The organism is Arthrobacter senegalensis (genome assembly GCF_059091765.1).
On sequence record NZ_JBNHGZ010000007.1, the window covers coordinates 13,055 to 29,608 of the forward strand.

Consider the following 16,554-nt stretch of genomic DNA (forward strand, 5'->3'; position numbering starts at 1 on the left):
AAATGCCGGGCCCGAGCAATCAACGCGTGCCCGGCCAGGATGGCGCCGAACCGACACGGGCGGAAATCAAGGCCGAGAACGAATCCTTGGGCGATCTGCTCAGCCAGGTCAGCAAGGACATCTCCGTCCTGATGCGCCAGGAGGTTGAGCTGGCCAAGGCCGAACTCAAGGAGACCGGCACCAAAGCCGGCAAGGGCGCGGGCCTGCTGGGCGGAGCCGGCGTGGCCGGCCACTTCGTCCTCCTGTTCCTGTCCCTGGCCCTGTGGGCGCTCATCGCCGGCGGGATCGGGTGGGCCTGGTCCGGCCTGATTGTGGCAGTCATCTGGGCCATCATCGCGGCCATTCTGTATTCGGTTGGCCGCAAGCAGCTGAAGACGGTCGAAGGGATGCCCCGGACCACCGAGTCAGTGAAGCAGATTCCGGAAACATTGAAGCCAAGTGAGGAAGCGCTATGAGCCAGTCACCCGAAGAAATCCGAGCCGACATCGAACGTACCCGCGCCCGGCTGGGCACGGATGTGGACGCCGTGGCGGAAAAAGCGTCGCCGTCGAACATCGTCCACCGGCAGACGGACAAAGTGAAGGATTCCGTGGGCCGCGTCAAGGAGAAGATCATGGGCGCGGCTGACGACGCCACCGGCGGCACCCGCTCCATGATGCACGATGCCGGCGAGATGGCCAGCGACGCCCCGCACCAGCTTGCCCGCAAGACCGAGGGCAACCCGGTGGCGGCCGGCCTGATCGCCTTCGGCGCCGGCTGGCTGCTGTCCTCGCTGTTCCCGGCCAGCCGGGTGGAGCAGCAGGCAGCCGACAAGGTCAAGGAACAGGCCGAACCGGTGGTGCAGGAAGTCAAGGACTCCGCCCGCCAGGTGGCCCAGGACATGAAGGAGCCGGCCCGCGAGGCAGCCGAAGACCTGAAGTCCTCGGCCCAGGACTCGGCGGGCAGGGTGAAGTCCGAAGGAGCGTCCGCCGCCGAGGACGTGAAGGCACGGGCACAAGAGGCCCGCGGCAACGTCCAGGAGGAGCCCCGGCAGATCTGACCCCTGGGTGCACGCCGGCTAATGGCCGGCATGCCGGCGCCGGGAAGGCTTTGAGGGCCTTCCCGGCGCCGGCTGCGTTAAGTCAGGAGCGGTAGACGGAGAGGCTGTTGGCGGCCACCATGTCCTTCTCGCCGCTGCGGACCTTGGCGCCGCGCCGCTGCTCCTCGGAATGCGCGGTGGTGTAGAGCAGTTCGAACACGTGGTTCCCGCCGCGGTTCTTGCCGAAGTCCTGCAGCGCGTGCGGGGCCGGCATCACGATTTTCTGCGGCTGGCACGCCCCGTTGATCACCAGCAGACCATCGATCACGCCCTGGGGCGATCCCATCAGCAGCTGGACCAGGCGGCAGTCCGGGTTGTTCCAGTCGTCCGGAGTCATCGGTTCGCCGTCGGCGTTGAACCAGAGCAGGTAGGAACTGTCCGCCCGTGCCGGGTAGTTATACGGCTGGTGCGCCAGGAAGGACCGGCGGATCTGGATAAGCCGGCGGGTGGCATCGAACATCCGGTGTTCGCGCTCGTCCAGCTGCCAATTGGTCCACGCCAGCTCGTTGTCCTGGCAGTATGCGTTGTTGTTTCCCTGCTGGCTGCGGCCGATCTCGTCACCGGCGCAGATCATGGGCACCCCGAGCGACAGCAACAGGGTAGCCATCAGGTTACGCGCGCTCCGGTCCCGGGCGTCGAGGACCCGGCCGTCCCCCGTGTGCCCCTCTATGCCGTGGTTGTAGCTGCGATTATGGTCGTGGCCGTCGCGGTTTTCTTCGCCGTTGTTTTCGTTGTGCTTGCGGTTGTACGCCGTCAGGTCGGCCAGGGTGAAGCCGTCGTGGGCGGTCACGAAATTCAGCGAGGCCAGCGCGGTGCGGCCGGAACCGGCGAACAGCTCGGTGGAGCCGGCCAGGCAACCCGCCAGCCGCGCCACCGTCCCGGCCTGCCCGCCGCCCGCCAACGCGGCCTGGTCCGCCAGCCAGAAATCGCGGACGGTGTCGCGGAAGCGGTCGTTCCAGTCGGCCCAGCCCGGCGGGAAGTGCCCCGTCTGCCAGCCGCCGTCGCCGACGTCCCACGGTTCCGAGATGAGCTTTGCCCCGGAGAGCACCGAGTCGGCGCCCACGGCTACCAGGAACGGATGGCGGGGATTGAAATGGTTGTTTCCGTCGCGGGCCAGGGACACCGCCAGGTCGAAGCGGAACCCGTCGATGTGGAACTCTTCCACCCAGTAGCGGAGCGAGTCGAGGGCCAGCTGGATCACGCGCGGCTCGTTGAAGTCCATGGTGTTGCCGCAGCCGGTGGTGTCCAGGTAATTCCCGTGGCCGTCGTGCCGGTAGTACACGTGGTCCGCCAGCCCCCGGAAGGAATACGTGTCCTGGTCCTTGCCGCCCTCGGCCGTGTGGTTGTAGACCACGTCCAGGACCACCTCGAGTCCGGCGGCGTGCAGCTGCTTGACCATGGTGCGGAACTCGTCCTGCACGGCCCGCGGTCCGGCGGCCTGCGCCGCGGCGGTGGCGTAGCCCGGCCAGAGGGCGAAGAAGCCGAGCGTGTTGTAGCCCCAGTAGTTGGCCAGGCCCAGGTTTTGCAGGTGCGGTTCGTCCAGGTGGTAGTGCACCGGCAGCAGCTCCACCGTGGTGATCCCCAGCTCCAGCAGGTACTCGACCATCACCGGGTGCGCCAGCCCGGCGTAGGTGCCGCGCAGTTCTTCCGGGATGTCCGGGTGCAGCATGGTCTGGCCCTTGACGTGGCACTCGTACACCACGGTGTCCCGCCACGGCACGTGCGGCCGGGCGTCGTTCCCCCAGTCGAAACCGCCGGTGACGTACACCGAGCGCAGCACACCGCCGTCGTCGTCGATGGCGCGGCCGTAGGGGTCCAGCAGCAGCTGCCCGGACGCCGGCAGTTCCTCGCCGTGGGGCCAGAAGGCGTACCGGCTGCCGGCCTCGAGTCCCTCGACCGTGCCGTGGTGGACGCCGTCGGTGAGCGCCGTCAGTTCGACGCGCCGCCAGGTGCCCGCCGCGTCCTGGAAGTGCACGTCCACCGAACCGAAGTCCGGGGCGAAGACCGCCACGTTGACCGCGCCGGGAATCGGCGGCAGGCCCGGGGCGGCGTCGCTCACGCCGAGCGGGAAGGCACGCGAAAGCCGGGCCTGGCGCGTCGGACGCTCAGGGGAAAGGCTCTTGGCGTGACGGGCCACAACGGTCCACCTGCTCCTAGCGCGCGCGCTGCCGCGAAATCTCGTACAGGCTGATGCCCACGGCCATGGAAGCGTTGAGCGACTCCATCGCCGAGTCGATCGGGATGGAGACGATCTGGTCGCAGTGTTCCCGGACCAGCCGGGACAGGCCCTTGCCCTCGGATCCCACCACGAGGCACACCGGTTCGGTGGCCAGCGACAGGTCCGGCAGCGAGACGTCGCCGCCGCCGTCCAGGCCGAGCACGAAGATGCCCAGCTGCTGGAAAGCCTTGAGCGTATTGGTCAGGTTGCCCGCCTTGGCCACCGGCACGCGCACCGCCGCGCCGGCGCTGGTCTTCCATGCGGAGGCCGTCATCCCGACCGAGCGGCGCTCGGGCACGATCACGCCGTGGCCGCTGAAGGCCGAGGCCGAACGGATGATGGCGCCGAGGTTGCGCGGGTCGGTGATGCCGTCCAGGGCCACGAACAGCGGGGCGTTGTTGATGTAGCCCTTCTTGAACTTGGCCATGGTTTCCTCGGCCAGTTCCAGGGCGTCCTGGTAGTCATAGGGCGGGATCTGCAGCACCAGGCCCTGGTGGACGGCCTCATCGGTCATCCGGTCCAGTTCCGGCTTGTGCGATTCGAGCACCGGAATGCCTCGTTCGGCGGCGATCTTCAGGGATTCCCTGACGCGGTCGTCCATCTCGATCCGGACCCCTACGTGCAGCGCCTTGGCGGGAACACCGGCGCGCAGGGCCTCCACCACGGAGTTGCGTCCGGTCACCATCTCGCCGGCGGACTTGCCGCGGCGGGGCGCCGGGCCGCGCTGGCCGGCCGGGCGCTTGGCGGCCGACCGTTCGGAGAGCTGCTTGGTGCGGTACGCCTTGTGGTACGGGCGGTCTTCGGCCTTCGGGGTCGGCCCCTTGCCTTCGAGCGCCTTGCGCCCGTGTCCGCCGGTTCCGGCGGTGGGTCCCTTTTTGGACTTGCGCACCGCTCCGGGGCGAGGTTTGTTGGCCATCGAAAAACTACCTTTGTGTTGGGGAAGATACGTTCCCACGCGCGGCGCACCGGCTGTGAGCGGCAGGCCCGACGGGAATCGTCTGCTTTAAAGGGTACCGCCCAACGGTGCGGGCTGCCGTCAGCCGAGATTCCAGCTGGCGCCCTCGGCCGAATCCTCCACCACGATCCCGGCGGCCGCCAGGGTGTCGCGGATGGCATCGGCGCGGGCCCAGTCCTTCGCCTCGCGGGCCAGCCGACGCTCCTCCAGTTGCGCGCTGACCAGCACGTCCAGGGCCTGAAGGGCCGCGGGGTCCGCGCCGCCGCTGCTCCAGTGCGGATCCAGCGGGTTGATGTACAGCACCTCGGTCATCGCCATGACCTGGTGCAGCGCGCGGGTGGCCGCTTCCTTGTCCCTGGCGTCCAGCGCGGTGTTGCCGGCCCGCACCGTTTCGTGGACCACTGCCAGCGCCTGCGGCACGTTGAGGTCGTCGTCCATGGCCGCGGCGAAAGCCTCCGGGACGCGTTCGGTCACGACGAAGCCGAACTGCTCGCCGTAGAGGAACTTCAGCGCCCGCTGCATGAATCCCTCGATCCGCTCCACCGCGGCGCCCGCTTCCACCAGCGAGCCGGGGTTGTAGTCCAGCGCGGACCGGTACTGGGCCTGGCCCAGGTAGTAGCGGACCACCAGCGGCCTGGCGTCCTGGAGCATCTCCGCGGGGGTGATGATGTTGCCGATCGATTTGGACATCTTCTCGCCCTCGAAGGTGACCATGCCGTTGTGCATCCAGAAGTTGGCGAACCCGTGCCCGGCCGCCTTGGATTGGGCCATCTCGTTCTCGTGGTGCGGGAACCGCAGGTCCAGCCCGCCCCCGTGGATGTCGAACTCGGTGCCCAGGTACTTGGTGACCATGGCCGAGCACTCCAGGTGCCAGCCCGGGCGGCCGGCTCCCCACGGGCTGGACCAGCTGGCGGTCTCCGGCTCGCCGTCCTTGTGTCCCTTCCAGAGCGCGAAGTCGCGCGGATCCTTCTTGCCGCGCGGGCCGGCGTCGGGCGCCGCCTGCATGTCCTCGATCCGCTGATGCGTCAGCGAGCCGTAATCCGGCCACGAGCGCACATCGAAGTACACGTCGCCGGAATCGTCCAGCGCCGGGTAGGCGTGGCCGCGGTCGATCAGCTGCTGGATGAGGCGGTGCATCTCCGGGATGTGGCCGGTGGCCCGCGGTTCGTAGGTGGGCCGTTCCACGCCCAGGATGTCGTAGGCCTTGGCGAATTCCTGTTCGTAGCGGTAGGCCAGCGCCCACCACGGCTCGTCCGGCACCGGCACCATCGGGTCTTCGGCCGCGCCGGGGCGGAAGGATTCGGCGGACTTGACCAGGATCTTGTCGTCGATGTCCGTCACGTTGCGTACCACCGTGACGTCATACCCGCTGTAGCGCAGCCAACGGGTGAGCTGGTCGAAGGCGATGGCCGAACGGATATGGCCGACGTGCGGATCGCCCTGCACCGTGGCCCCGCAGTAGTAGAGCCCGGCCTTGCCCGGGGCCAGCGGGACGAAGTCGCGGACTTGCGCGGTGGCGGTGTCATAGAATCTCAGGCTCACCGCTCTAGCCTAGCCGCGGCCGCCACGCCGGTGCGAACGCACCCTGCTACGGCAGCTTCACGACGACGGCGGTGGCCACCGCCGCGATCCCCTCGCCGCGGCCGGTGAATCCCAGCCCGTCGCTGGTGGTCGCCGAAACGCTGACCGGCGCACCGGCGGCCTCACTGAGCACCGCCTCGGATTCGGACCGGCGCGGCCCGAACTTGGGGCGGTTGCAGACCAACTGGACCGCGATATTGCCGATCTCGAACCCCGCCTCGCGGACGATCCGCGCCGCTTCTGACAGCAACCGGACCCCCGAGGCGCCGGCGTACTCGGGACGGTCGGTGCCGAAGTGCGTGCCGAGGTCTCCGATCCCGGCCGCGGAAAACAGCGAATCCGCGGCGGCGTGGGCGGCGGCGTCTCCGTCGGAGTGGCCGGCCAGGCCTCGCTCCCCCTCCCACAGCAGGCCGCCCAGCCACAACGGCTGGGGGTCGGAGTCCGGGGCGAAAGCATGGACGTCCACTCCGATTCCGGTACGCGGGAGGGGAAACGGGAAGTCGGGCACGGTCAGCCTTTCATGACGGGTCGGGGCCGGCCGGCGGCCAGCAGGGCCTCCGCCACGGTCAGATCCAGCGGCGTGGTGATCTTCAGGGCCCGCGCGGAGCCGGGCACCAGCATCACGTCGATGCCGTGGCGCTCCAGCAACAGGGCTTCGTCGGTGATGGCGGCGGCATCCTCGGGGGCCATGCCGGCCAGGCTCCGGTGCGCCACGGCCAGGGTTGCCGCGTCGAACCCCTGCGGTGTCTGGACGGCGCGCAGCCGGGTGCGGTCCACGGTGGCCGCCACCTTCTCGGGTGAGATTTCTGCCCCGGCGCCGGTGCTCGGCGCGGCCTCCTTGATGGTGTCCACCACCGGCACCGCAGGAACGACGGCGCGCGCGCCGGCCGCCAGCGCGGCGGCGACCCGTTCGAAGACCTCGGGCGGGGTGAGCGCCCGGGCCGCGTCATGCACCAGGACCCCGGACATGCCGTCGCCCAGCCCGCGGAGCGCGGCGGCGACCGAGGCGGCCCGGGTGGTACCGCCGTCGACCGCGGAGATCGGGGTGTCGGGATACTGCGCGGCGAAGCCCGCGCAGAGCTGCCGCAGGGCGGTGTCGCCTGCCGGGACGGCCACACAGATCCGTGACGCGATGCCGGCCGCCAGCACGCCTCGCAGCGCGTGGGAGAGGATCGGTTCGCCGGCCAGCGGGACCTGGGCCTTGGGCAGGCCGTAGCCGAGGCGGGTGCCCGAGCCGGCCGCGACGATGATTACGCCCAGGGAAGTGCTTGCTGTGCTCACCCCTTTAGCCTAATGGGGCGCGGCCGGGCGGTTTGGCCACGAAAAAGCGGCCGGCTTCCAGTGCTGGATGCCGGCCGCTTGGAGCGTGGTCAGGAGGCGAGAACCTCGTCGAGGACCTCGGCTGCCTTGTCTTCGTCGGTCTTCTCCGCGAGGGCGAGTTCGGAAACCAGGATCTGGCGCGCCTTGGCCAGCATCCGCTTCTCGCCCGCGGAAAGGCCGCGGTCGTGGTCCCGGCGCCACAGGTCGCGGACAACTTCCGCCACCTTAATGACATCGCCGGAGGCCAGCTTTTCCAGGTTCGCCTTGTAGCGGCGGGACCAGTTGGTCGGTTCCTCGGTGAACTCGGCACGGAGCACATCGAACACATGCTCGAGGCCTTCCTTGCCCACCACATCGCGGACGCCGACCAAATCCACGTTCTCCGCCGGTACTTCAATCGTCAGATCGCCCTGGGCAACCCGGAGCTTGAGATACATCTTCTCTTCACCTTTGATGGTGCGCATTTTGATCTCTTCGATCTTTGCGGCACCGTGGTGAGGGTAAACAACTGTCTCGCCGACCTCAAATACCATCTGTAGTATCCCCTTTCCCGACCACCAGTTTATCACGGATGGTTTGGCCACTTCCGCGAGTTTGCAGGCCTCTACGCCCGTCCGAGCGTTAGAATGCCGCGCTTTGCCCCCTTGACGGATCGTGGATTTGGTGCTTCGCCCGCGGGTACCTACCGGCGTCGAATCCTACTTTTCACCGGTTTGCCGATAGGCTAGGCGAGGCAAGCTGCCTAGATCTGCAGCACCGCACCCTGACTTTGACTGAGGAGTTTCTGCCGTGAAGATTGCGCCGAAGAACCGTGTGCAGCGCACCCTTGTAGCAGGCGCCGCCGCGCTCACCCTGCTCGCATCGACCGGATGCGGCGCAATCAACGAACAGGCCACCACCAAGTCCTACTCCGCCAGCGACGGCATCGTGGCCAACGTCGGCTCGATCGGACTGCGCAACCTGTTGGTCGTCGCAGAGTCTGCCGACGCCCCCGCCCGTGTCCTCGGCACCGCCTTCAACACCTCCGATTCTCCCGTGCAGTTGGCCCTGACCGGCCCGGGCAGCACCGCCACCGTCACCATCCCGGCAGACGGGAAGGTCATCTTCGAAGAGGATGAGAACGAGACCATCGTCGGCAGCCCGGGTGCCGCTCCCGGCGCCCTGGTGGACATCACCGTCCGCGTGAACAACGAGTCCGCCGACGTGCTGGTGCCGGTGCTCGACGGCACGCTGCCGGAGTACCGGGACTTCGTTCCGTCGGCCGAGCCCACGGAAACCGCGGCGCCTGCCGAGACCGCCTCACCGACAGACGGCGCCGCGGAAGAGCCGACCGGCGAGCCCACCGAAGAGGCCGGCGCCTAACCCGGCCATCGCTTCACAAAAGGCCGGGCCGCTTCCCTTTCGGGAAGCTGCCCGGCCTTTTGCCGTGCTGACGCCCTCGGTTTACGGTTCGAACTTGTAGCCGAGCCCGCGCACGGTGACCAGGTAGCGGGGCGCGGACGGATCGGGTTCGATCTTGCTGCGCAGCCGCTTGACGTGCACGTCCAGGGTTTTGGTGTCGCCGACGTAGTCGGAGCCCCAGACGCGGTCGATCAGCTGCCCGCGCGTCAGGACCCGGCCGGAGTTGCGCAGCAGCATCTCCAGCAGTTCGAACTCCTTCAGCGGCAGCGACACCGGCTCGCCGTCCACGCTGACCACGTGCCGTTCCACGTCCATCCGCACCGGTCCGGCGGAGACTGCATTGGGCACCAGTTCTTCCGGTTCGGCCTGGCGGCGCAGTACCGCGCGGACCCGGGCCACCAGCTCGCGCGAGGAGTAGGGCTTGGTGACGTAGTCGTCGGCACCGAGTTCCAGCCCCACCACCTTGTCGATTTCGGAGTCCTTGGCGGTGAGCATGATGACCGGAACGGCGGAGCGTTGCCGCAGCTGCCGGCACACCTCGGTTCCGGACTGTCCCGGCAGCATCAGGTCCAGCAGGACCAGGTCCGCTCCGGAGCGGTCGAACGCAACGATGGCGTCCAATCCGTTATCCACCACCTCGACTTCGAAGCCCTCTTTGCCCAACAGATAGCTCAACGGATCGCTCAGCGATTCTTCATCTTCGACGACCAGAATGCGGGTCAAGCACCGACTCCTTGTTCATGCGCCACACCGGCGCCCTGCGTGCGCGGCTCCACGGATTCTGTGGTGCCGCCGTCTTCCTGCTCCATTTCCGGCAGCCGCACGGTGAAGGTTGAGCCCTGTCCGGGCTGCGACCACACCGATACTTCCCCGCCGTGCTGGGAGATGACGTGTTTGACAATGCTCAGGCCCAGGCCGGTTCCCCCGGTTTGCCGCGAGCGGGCATCGTCGATCCGGTAGAACCGTTCGAAGATGCGGTCTTGCTGATCGGGGGTGATGCCCGGGCCCTGGTCGGTCACCGAGACAGTGGCCAGACCTTCGCGCACGCGCAGCCCCACACCCACCTTGCTCCGTTCGGGCGCGTAGCGGATCGCGTTGTCGATCAGGTTCCGGAACGCGGTGGTCAGCAGTTCGGCATCGCCGAAGACCGGCCCGTCAATCTTCCCGCCCACCGACAGTTCGATGTGCCGGCTTTCGGCCATCAGCTTGTTGCGGTCCACGGCCTCGGCCACCACGGCATTCAGGTCCACCTCGGTACCGTCCTGCACCACGTCCGCGCCCTGCAGCCGGCTCAACTCGATGATGTCCTGCACCAGGGCGCCCAGCCGGCGCGACTCCTTGTGCATGCGGCCGGCGAAGCGGCGCACCGCTTCCTCGTCGTCGGCGGCGTCGTCGATGGCCTCGGCCAGCAGCGAGATGGCTCCGACCGGGGTCTTCAATTCGTGGGACACGTTGGCCACGAAGTCGTTGCGCATCGCTTCGGTGCGGGTTATCTCCGTCCGGTCATCGGCCAGCAGCAGGATGTACTCCTCGCCGATGGGTGCCACGCGCACCTGGACCACAATGGTGCCCTGGCCGAGCGGACCGCGCGGCAGCTCCAGTTGCCGCTCCTCGATCACGCCGTCGCGGCGCACTCGGGCGGTCAGGTCGAGCAACTCGGAATGCACCACGGTGTGCCCGCGGACCAAACCGAAGGCATAAGCGGCGGGGCTGGCCCGGACCACGCCGTCGATCGCGTCCACCACTACATAGGCGCGGCCGACGACGGACAGCACCTCGGCGGCACCGTCCGGCAGCGTCGGTTCGTCCACTTCCTGCAGGCGCCGCCGTTGGCGATCGCTCAGGCCGAAGGCGAGCACACCGAAGCTGCCCAGCACCAAGCCCACGAGCCCTGCCAGCAAGCCAAATATCAGTGGATCCACGCCTCTAGCTTAGGCGCAGCCGGGCACGTGCCAGGGCCGTTCCGGTAGCAATCGCCTCCCCGTTCAACTAACGTTCACTTGAGGTGGCGTAATAGTTCACCGCGGGCTGAGAGGGTATGAAGCCAGTGGGATGCTAGGACCCCTATGCTCCACGTACACAAGCGAAAGGACGCCAGTGCGCAAGGTTTTCCAGGCCGAACTCCATCAAGTCGGAGAGCAGCTGGTAGAGATTTCCCGGTTGGTCACCGAGGCGATGCAGAAGGCAACCACGGCGCTCGACACCGCCGACATCGATTTGGCCCAGGAAGTCATTGCCGCCGACGCCCGGATCGATTTCCTCCAGACGGACCTGGACGAGCGTTCCATTGACATCCTGGCGCTGCAGGGTCCGGTCGCCTCGGACCTGCGGATGATTGTCGGCGCCCTGCGGATGAGCGCCTCGCTGGAGCGGATGGGCGACCTCGCCCGGCACATCGCGCAACTGGTCCGGCTGCGTTATCCGGACCTCGTGATCCCCGCCTCGCTGCGCGACACGTTCCGGGAGTTCGCCGAGAAGGACATTGCGATCTCCGAGAAGCTGACCGAGCTGCTCGAGACCCGCGACCTGGACCTCGCCGCCCAGATCGACACGTACAACTCCCGCATTAATGAGCTGCATGCCGGCGTCTTCAAGGCGATTGCCGATCCGGCCTGGAACTCCTCCGGGCCGACCACCGTGGACGTCTCGCTGGCGAGCCGTTACTTCGAGCGTTTCGCCGACCACGGCGTCTCCGTGTCCCGCAAGGTGACCTACCTGGTCACCGGCGAGTGGCGCCCCAACGGCCAGTCCGTGTAACGCAGGACCTTAAGCAGGAAGGCCGGCTCCCCGCGGGGAGCCGGCCTTCCTGCTTAAGCGTGTGGCAACTTCTTGGCGTGTGGCTACTTCTTGCCCTGGTTCGCCACGGCCTGGATGGCTTCCGCCGCGGCCGCGGCATCCAGGTAGGTGCCGCCGGCGGTGACGGGCTTCAGGTTCTCGTCCAGCTCGTACACCAGCGGGATGCCGGTAGGGATGTTCAGCCCCGCGATGTCTTCGTCGCTGATGCCGTCCAGGTGCTTGACCAAGGCGCGCAGCGAGTTGCCGTGCGCGGCCACGAGCACCGTCTTGCCCGCCTTGAGGTCCACGGAAATGTCCGATTCCCAGTACGGCAGGAAGCGCTCCAGCACATCCTTCAGGCATTCGGTCCGCGGCACGGCGTCCCCCAGATCCGCGTAGCGGGGGTCGTTGGCCTGCGACCATTCGCTGGCGTCGTCCAGGGCGGGCGGCGGCGTGTCGTAGGACCGGCGCCAGACCATGAACTGTTCCTCGCCGAACTCATTGCGGATCTGCGCCTTGTCCTTGCCCTGCAGGGCGCCGTAGTGGCGCTCGTTCAGCCGCCAGCTGCGCTTGACGTCGATCCAGCTGCGGTCGGCGGCCTCCAGCGCGAGGTTGGCTGTGACAATGGCCCGCTTCAGCCGCGAGGTGTACAGGACGTCGGGAAGCAGATTGTGCTCGACCAGCAGCTCGCCGCCACGGTGCGCTTCCTTGCGTCCCAGGTCGGTCAGCGGGACGTCGACCCAGCCGGTGAACAGGTTCTTTTCGTTCCAGTCGCTCTGCCCGTGGCGCAACAGGACCAGCGTGTGTTTCGAGATGGAAGTCATGGCTGCCATCCTAGCGGAGCACCGCACGGCACCGGCGGCAGCGGCATGACATTACGGGGTCAAACCCGGGGGCAGTCCCGCAATTTCCGCCAGTGACCTTGCGCACATCCGGCCCGTAGCGGCCTGTGCGGGCCCGCCGTGCCCCTATTCTTTTTTCTCGTGCCTCAGACGACCGCCGCCGCCAGCCGTCCCGTCCGCCGACCCATCGGCACGGCCACCCGCGGCACCACCAGTCCCAACCGGCTGCGCCGCGCGGACCGCTGGCTGGCCGGTCCGGCCGCCGGCTGCCTCCGCGGGTCGACGGACCCGCTCGTCATCGACTTGGGCTATGGGGCGGCGCCAACCACCGCCGTCGAACTCCACCACCGCCTGTCCCGGGTGCGCCTCGACATTGAGGTGATCGGGATCGAGATTGAGCCGGCACGCGTCGCCGTGGCCAAGGCCTTGGAGCGGCCTGGCCTGACCTTCCGGCAAGGCGGCTTCGAAATCCCGGTGGCAGGCCGGCGGCCCGCGGTGGTCCGCGCGTTCAACGTGCTGCGGCAGTACCCGGAATCCGAGTACGGCGCGGCGTGGGACACGGTGCGGGGACGGCTGGCGCCGGGCGGGCTGTTCATCGACGGCACCTGCGATGAGATCGGCCGCCGCGCCACCTGGATCGCGGTGGCGCCGGAAGGGCCGCTCTCGCTGAGCATCTCGCTGCGGTTCGGCGCCTTCTGCCGGCCCTCCGAGGTGGCCGAGCGGCTGCCCAAGGCGCTGATCCACCACAATGTTCCCGGCGAGCGGGTGCACAGCTACCTGCAGGCGCTGGACCGCGCGTGGGCGGACGCGGCTCCGCTGGCCGCGTTCGGAATCCGGCAGCGCTGGCTGGCCATGTGCCAGAGGATGCACGACGCCGGGTGGCCGCTTCTCGACGGGCCGTCGAGGTGGCGGCTGGGGGAAGTCACCGTGGCGTGGCACGCCGTCGCGCCCGCGGGGTGAGTGAGGCAGAACCTACCAGGGGTAGGCGGACCCGCCGCCCTTGACCTCGATCAGGGCGGGCTTGACGTCCGCCAGGTACACGCCGGCAGCGGCAACGGCGGCCAGTTGGAAGATCATCCACGTGCCCAGGCCGCCGGCGCCCAACGCGGCCAGGGCCCCGACCGCCGTGGAGGCTGCCAGCACGCCGACCCAGAAGCCCTTGGTCTTCTTGAATGCGGCCTGGAAGTAGTCGGCCTTGCGGCCCACGCAATCCGCCAGCGCCCATATCTCGATCACCAGGGCGACCAGCCCCAGGACCGTGTAGAGCCAGTATTGGATGTCGTAGGCGAGTAGCACGGCTTAAGCCTAACCGGTGGGGGTGCGTTTCGGCAGCCTCACACGTCCGCCGCGGCGAGTGCCTGGTCCAGGTCCGCCCAGAGGTCGGCGGGGTTCTCGATTCCCACCGACAGCCGCAGCAGGTTCTCCGGAACGCTCTCGGGTTCGTTGACATGGCGGCGGCGCCGCTCGATCAGCGATTCCACGCCGCCCAGCGAGGTCGCCGGCAGCCACAGCCTGAGCGCATCAATGACCTTGTCCGCGGCCGCCGCCCCGCCCTTGACCTGAATGGCGATGATGGAGCCGAAGCCGTCCATCTGCGCCGCGGCGCGGGCGTGCCCCGGGTCTTCGGGCAGGCCCGGGTAGCGCACGGCCTCCACGGCCCGGTGTTGCTGCAGTTTTCGGGCCAGTTCGCCGGCAGTGGCCTGGGAGCGTTCCACCCGCAGCGCCAGAGTCCGCACGCCGCGCAGTGCCAGCCAGGTCTCGAACGGCCCGGCGATGGCGCCGCGCAGCGACCGGTGCACCAGCAGCTTCGAGCGCAGGTCCTCGTCGGACGTGACCAGGGCGCCGAGCACCACGTCCGAATGGCCGGCCAGGTACTTCGTCACCGAATGCACGACGACGTCGACCCCCGCCGCCAGCGGGCGCTGGCCCAAGGGTGTGGAGAAGGTGTTGTCCGCGACCACCAGGGCGCCGGCCGCGTGGGCGGCCCGGGCGAGCACCTCCACTTCGGCGATCTCGAGCATCGGGTTGGTCGGGCTTTCCAGCCAGAGCATGTCGGCGCCGGCTAACTGAGCCGTGACGGCGGCGGTGTCGGCGATGTCCACCGTGCGCAACTGCAGTTCCCCGCGCCAGGCCAGCTCCTCGGCAATGGCCAGGCTGCCCTGGTAGCTGTGCCGCGGCATCACCAGCACGCCGCCGGGAGGGAGCAGCGACAGCGCGGCCGAAACGGCCGCGAGCCCGGACGCGAAGACCAGTCCGGGCAGGGACGCGCCTTCCAACTCGGCCAGGGTTTCTTCGAACGGATCCCAGGTCGGGTTGGAGTAGCGGCCGTAGGCGCGGTCCCCCTGCACCACTTCGCCCCGGCCGAAGAACGTGGAGGACAACACCAGCGGCGGGTTGACCGGTGCGTCGTGGTCGCGGGGCGGCCGTCCGGAGGAAACCACAACGGTGTCCGGGGCGAGTTGCCCGGCATCCTGGCGGCCGTGGGAGAAGGCGTCGGTCATGAGAGCACATTAGTACCACCGCCATCCACACGCTAACTGTGACCGTCCCGCGGGCCCCGGCGATTCCCGCTAGGCTAATCAGGTGAGTTCCGACCGCCAGCCCGCCACCGTACGCGGCCTCTTTATCGCATTCGAAGGCGGGGACGGGGCGGGGAAATCAACCCAGGCCGCCGCCGTCGAACAGCGTCTGCAGGGGATGGGCCGGACGGTGCTACGTACCCGGGAACCCGGCGGCACCCCCGTGGGGGAAAAGCTGCGCGCGCTGGTGCTCGAACACGGCCACGGCGAGATCGACGCCCGCACCGAGGCCCTGATCTTCTCCGCCTCCCGGGCCGCCCACGTGGAACAGGTCATTCGGCCGGCGCTGGAGCGCGGCGAGGTGGTGGTCTGCGACCGGTTCATCGACTCCTCGGTGGCGTACCAGGGCGCCGGCCGCGGGCTCGGACTGGCGGCGGTGCGGGAGCTCAACCTGTGGGCCACGGACGGGCTGCTGCCCGACCTGACCGTGCTGCTGGACGTTGCCCCGCAGCAGGGCCGCGAGCGGCGCACGGCCGGGGATGCCGCCGAGGACCGGCTGGAGTCAGAGGCCGACGACTTCCACTCCCGGATCCGGGACGCCTTTGTGGAACTGGCCGACGCAGCCCCGGAGAAGTACCTGGTCCTGGACGCCGCCGCCGACCGCGACGACCTGACCGTGGCGATCATGGCCCGGGTGCGGGAGCTGCTGGCATGAGCGTCTGGTCCGACCTGCCCGGCCAGGCCGCGGTAATCGAACAGCTCAGCCGGGCGGCCGCCGCCGAACGCCCCGCGCACGCCTGGCTCTTTACCGGCCCGCCCGGCTCCGGCCGCAGCAACGCCGCCAAGTCCTTCGCCGCGGCGCTGTTGTGCGACCACGCGGATCCGGCCGAACGCGGCTGCGGGGCCTGCCATGCCTGCCGCACGGTGCTGGCCGGTTCCAATGCCGATGCCACCCTGGTGGCCACCGAGAACGTGACGTTCTCCATTCAGGAGATGCGCGAACTGGTCGGCAAGGCGCAGGACAAGCCGTCCTCGGGGCGCTGGCGCGTGATCATCATCGAGGACGCGGACCGGATGACCGAGCGCACCACCAATGTGCTGCTTAAGGCCATCGAGGAACCGCCCCCGCGGACCATCTGGATCCTGTGTACGCCCAGCCCGGCGGACGTGCTGGTGACCATCCGCTCGCGCTGCCGCCCGGTCAGCCTGCGCATTCCGCCGCCCGACGACGTCGCCGCCCTCCTGGTCCGCCGGGACGGCGCGGATCCCGAGCTGGCCGGCTTCGCCGCCCGGGTTTCGCAGAGCCACATCGGCGTGGCCCGCCGCCTGGCCACCGACGCCGATGCCCGCCACCGCCGCGACACGATAGTGCGGCTGCCGCTGCGGCTGCGCGGTGTGGCCGACGCCGTCACCGCCGCCGGCGAACTCGTGGAGATCTCCAATGCCGACGCCGCGGCCGCCTCCGAACAGCGCAACGAGGCCGAGCGAGAGGCGCTGCTCGTCGCGCTCGGGGCACCCGAAAAGGGCGCCATGCCGCCGGCCATCCGCAGCCAGCTCAAGCGGCTGGAGGAAGACCAGAAACGCCGCGCCAAGCGCAGTGTCAGCGACTCGCTGGACCGAGTAATGATCGACCTGAGCACGTTCTTCCGCGACGTGCTCAGCCTCCAGCTGGGTACCGGCACCGAACTGGTCAACGAATACCTGCGCCAGGATCTGACCGCCTACGCGGAACGATCCACCCCCGAACAGACGTTGGGCAGGATGGACGCCATTGCCCAGGCCAGGCAGCGCCTGGGCACCAACGTTGCCCCCGTCCTGGCCATGGAAGCCATGGCCGTCAGCCTGCTCTGAGTCCCCGGACCCGC

Annotated in this window: 18 protein-coding genes; 7 read left to right on the plus strand and 11 right to left on the minus strand. The window is 68.7% G+C overall.

Annotated elements, in window-relative coordinates; genetic code table 11:
• Positions 1–2 precede the first annotated feature (2 nt).
• Both AC5RVG_RS16615 and AC5RVG_RS16620 read left to right on the plus strand, forming a co-directional pair.
• Positions 3–455, plus strand: coding sequence for a phage holin family protein (locus AC5RVG_RS16615; protein WP_494014770.1), 453 nt, complete (start codon positions 3–5; stop codon positions 453–455).
• The gene (locus AC5RVG_RS16620; protein WP_494002330.1) at positions 452–1,039 is read left to right on the plus strand and encodes a DUF3618 domain-containing protein; all 588 of its coding nucleotides are present in this window, start codon (positions 452–454) and stop codon (positions 1,037–1,039) included. The genes AC5RVG_RS16615 and AC5RVG_RS16620 overlap by 4 nt, the downstream gene beginning before the upstream one ends.
• A gap of 82 nt (positions 1,040–1,121) precedes the next feature.
• Here the strand turns inward: AC5RVG_RS16620 and glgX are convergent, their stop codons facing one another.
• The 6 genes from glgX to AC5RVG_RS16650 form a co-directional block, all read right to left on the minus strand.
• A complete protein-coding gene (gene glgX / locus AC5RVG_RS16625; RefSeq protein ID WP_494014727.1) occupies positions 1,122–3,215 on the minus strand; it encodes a glycogen debranching protein GlgX in 2,094 nt (697 codons plus the stop codon).
• Between the two features lie 16 nt (positions 3,216–3,231).
• A complete protein-coding gene (gene rlmB, locus AC5RVG_RS16630; RefSeq protein ID WP_494014728.1) occupies positions 3,232–4,212 on the minus strand; it encodes a 23S rRNA (guanosine(2251)-2'-O)-methyltransferase RlmB in 981 nt (326 codons plus the stop codon).
• 120 nt (positions 4,213–4,332) lie between these two features.
• On the minus strand, positions 4,333–5,793 hold the full coding sequence (cysS, locus tag AC5RVG_RS16635; protein WP_494014729.1) for a cysteine--tRNA ligase: 1,461 nt from the start codon (positions 5,791–5,793) through the stop codon (positions 4,333–4,335).
• A 46-nt stretch (positions 5,794–5,839) separates the two neighbouring features.
• The gene (ispF, locus tag AC5RVG_RS16640; protein WP_494002326.1) at positions 5,840–6,340 is read right to left on the minus strand and encodes a 2-C-methyl-D-erythritol 2,4-cyclodiphosphate synthase; all 501 of its coding nucleotides are present in this window, start codon (positions 6,338–6,340) and stop codon (positions 5,840–5,842) included.
• A 2-nt stretch (positions 6,341–6,342) separates the two neighbouring features.
• Positions 6,343–7,113, minus strand: coding sequence for a 2-C-methyl-D-erythritol 4-phosphate cytidylyltransferase (gene ispD, locus AC5RVG_RS16645; protein WP_494014730.1), 771 nt, complete (start codon positions 7,111–7,113; stop codon positions 6,343–6,345).
• An 89-nt stretch (positions 7,114–7,202) separates the two neighbouring features.
• Positions 7,203–7,685: a CarD family transcriptional regulator gene (locus AC5RVG_RS16650; protein WP_127513280.1), complete on the minus strand. Its 483-nt coding sequence runs from the start codon at positions 7,683–7,685 to the stop codon at positions 7,203–7,205.
• Positions 7,686–7,941: 256 nt separating this feature from the next.
• On the opposite strand from AC5RVG_RS16650, the gene AC5RVG_RS16655 reads away from it, so the two are divergent.
• Positions 7,942–8,514, plus strand: a complete 573-nt coding sequence (locus AC5RVG_RS16655; RefSeq protein ID WP_494014731.1) for a hypothetical protein — start codon at positions 7,942–7,944, stop codon at positions 8,512–8,514.
• Between the two features lie 81 nt (positions 8,515–8,595).
• Here the strand turns inward: AC5RVG_RS16655 and AC5RVG_RS16660 are convergent, their stop codons facing one another.
• Complete coding sequence (locus AC5RVG_RS16660; protein WP_494002323.1) at positions 8,596–9,276, minus strand: winged helix-turn-helix domain-containing protein; 681 nt, start codon at positions 9,274–9,276, stop codon at positions 8,596–8,598.
• Positions 9,273–10,475, minus strand: a complete 1,203-nt coding sequence (locus tag AC5RVG_RS16665; RefSeq protein ID WP_494002322.1) for a sensor histidine kinase — start codon at positions 10,473–10,475, stop codon at positions 9,273–9,275. Before AC5RVG_RS16665 ends, AC5RVG_RS16660 begins: the two co-directional genes overlap by 4 nt.
• Positions 10,476–10,650: 175 nt before the next feature.
• On the opposite strand from AC5RVG_RS16665, the gene phoU reads away from it, so the two are divergent.
• Complete coding sequence (phoU, locus tag AC5RVG_RS16670; RefSeq protein ID WP_494002321.1) at positions 10,651–11,310, plus strand: phosphate signaling complex protein PhoU; 660 nt, start codon at positions 10,651–10,653, stop codon at positions 11,308–11,310.
• A gap of 83 nt (positions 11,311–11,393) precedes the next feature.
• Here the strand turns inward: phoU and AC5RVG_RS16675 are convergent, their stop codons facing one another.
• A complete protein-coding gene (locus tag AC5RVG_RS16675) occupies positions 11,394–12,152 on the minus strand; it encodes a phosphoglyceromutase (protein WP_494014732.1) in 759 nt (252 codons plus the stop codon).
• Positions 12,153–12,311: 159 nt separating this feature from the next.
• Here AC5RVG_RS16675 and AC5RVG_RS16680 point away from each other — a divergent pair, with 159 nt between their 5' ends.
• Complete coding sequence (locus AC5RVG_RS16680) at positions 12,312–13,130, plus strand: class I SAM-dependent methyltransferase (RefSeq protein ID WP_494014733.1); 819 nt, start codon at positions 12,312–12,314, stop codon at positions 13,128–13,130.
• Positions 13,131–13,142: 12 nt separating this feature from the next.
• Here AC5RVG_RS16680 and AC5RVG_RS16685 read toward each other — a convergent pair whose 3' ends face one another.
• Positions 13,143–13,466, minus strand: coding sequence for a DUF2516 family protein (locus AC5RVG_RS16685; protein ID WP_493976898.1), 324 nt, complete (start codon positions 13,464–13,466; stop codon positions 13,143–13,145).
• Positions 13,467–13,504: 38 nt separating this feature from the next.
• A complete protein-coding gene (locus AC5RVG_RS16690) occupies positions 13,505–14,671 on the minus strand; it encodes a trans-sulfuration enzyme family protein (RefSeq protein WP_494014734.1) in 1,167 nt (388 codons plus the stop codon).
• 82 nt (positions 14,672–14,753) lie between these two features.
• On the opposite strand from AC5RVG_RS16690, the gene tmk reads away from it, so the two are divergent.
• Positions 14,754–15,404 (plus strand): dTMP kinase, encoded by a 651-nt coding sequence (gene tmk, locus AC5RVG_RS16695; protein ID WP_494014735.1) that lies wholly within the window; start codon positions 14,754–14,756, stop codon positions 15,402–15,404.
• Complete coding sequence (locus AC5RVG_RS16700) at positions 15,401–16,540, plus strand: DNA polymerase III subunit delta' (RefSeq protein WP_494014736.1); 1,140 nt, start codon at positions 15,401–15,403, stop codon at positions 16,538–16,540. Before tmk ends, AC5RVG_RS16700 begins: the two co-directional genes overlap by 4 nt.
• Positions 16,541–16,554: the final 14 nt, after the last annotated feature.

Bases quoted from the DNA above. Each gene is read 5' to 3' on its own strand.
- AC5RVG_RS16675 (WP_494014732.1), bottom strand. From the start codon at position 12,152: ATGACTTCCATCTCGAAACACACGCTGGTCCTGTTGCGCCACGGGCAG.
- rlmB (WP_494014728.1), bottom strand. From the start codon at position 4,212: ATGGCCAACAAACCTCGCCCCGGAGCGGTGCGCAAGTCCAAAAAGGGA.
- AC5RVG_RS16690 (WP_494014734.1), bottom strand. From the start codon at position 14,671: ATGACCGACGCCTTCTCCCACGGCCGCCAGGATGCCGGGCAACTCGCC.
- AC5RVG_RS16650 (WP_127513280.1), bottom strand. From the start codon at position 7,685: ATGGTATTTGAGGTCGGCGAGACAGTTGTTTACCCTCACCACGGTGCC.
- AC5RVG_RS16700 (WP_494014736.1), top strand. From the start codon at position 15,401: ATGAGCGTCTGGTCCGACCTGCCCGGCCAGGCCGCGGTAATCGAACAG.
- AC5RVG_RS16615 (WP_494014770.1), top strand. From the start codon at position 3: ATGCCGGGCCCGAGCAATCAACGCGTGCCCGGCCAGGATGGCGCCGAA.
- AC5RVG_RS16620 (WP_494002330.1), top strand. From the start codon at position 452: ATGAGCCAGTCACCCGAAGAAATCCGAGCCGACATCGAACGTACCCGC.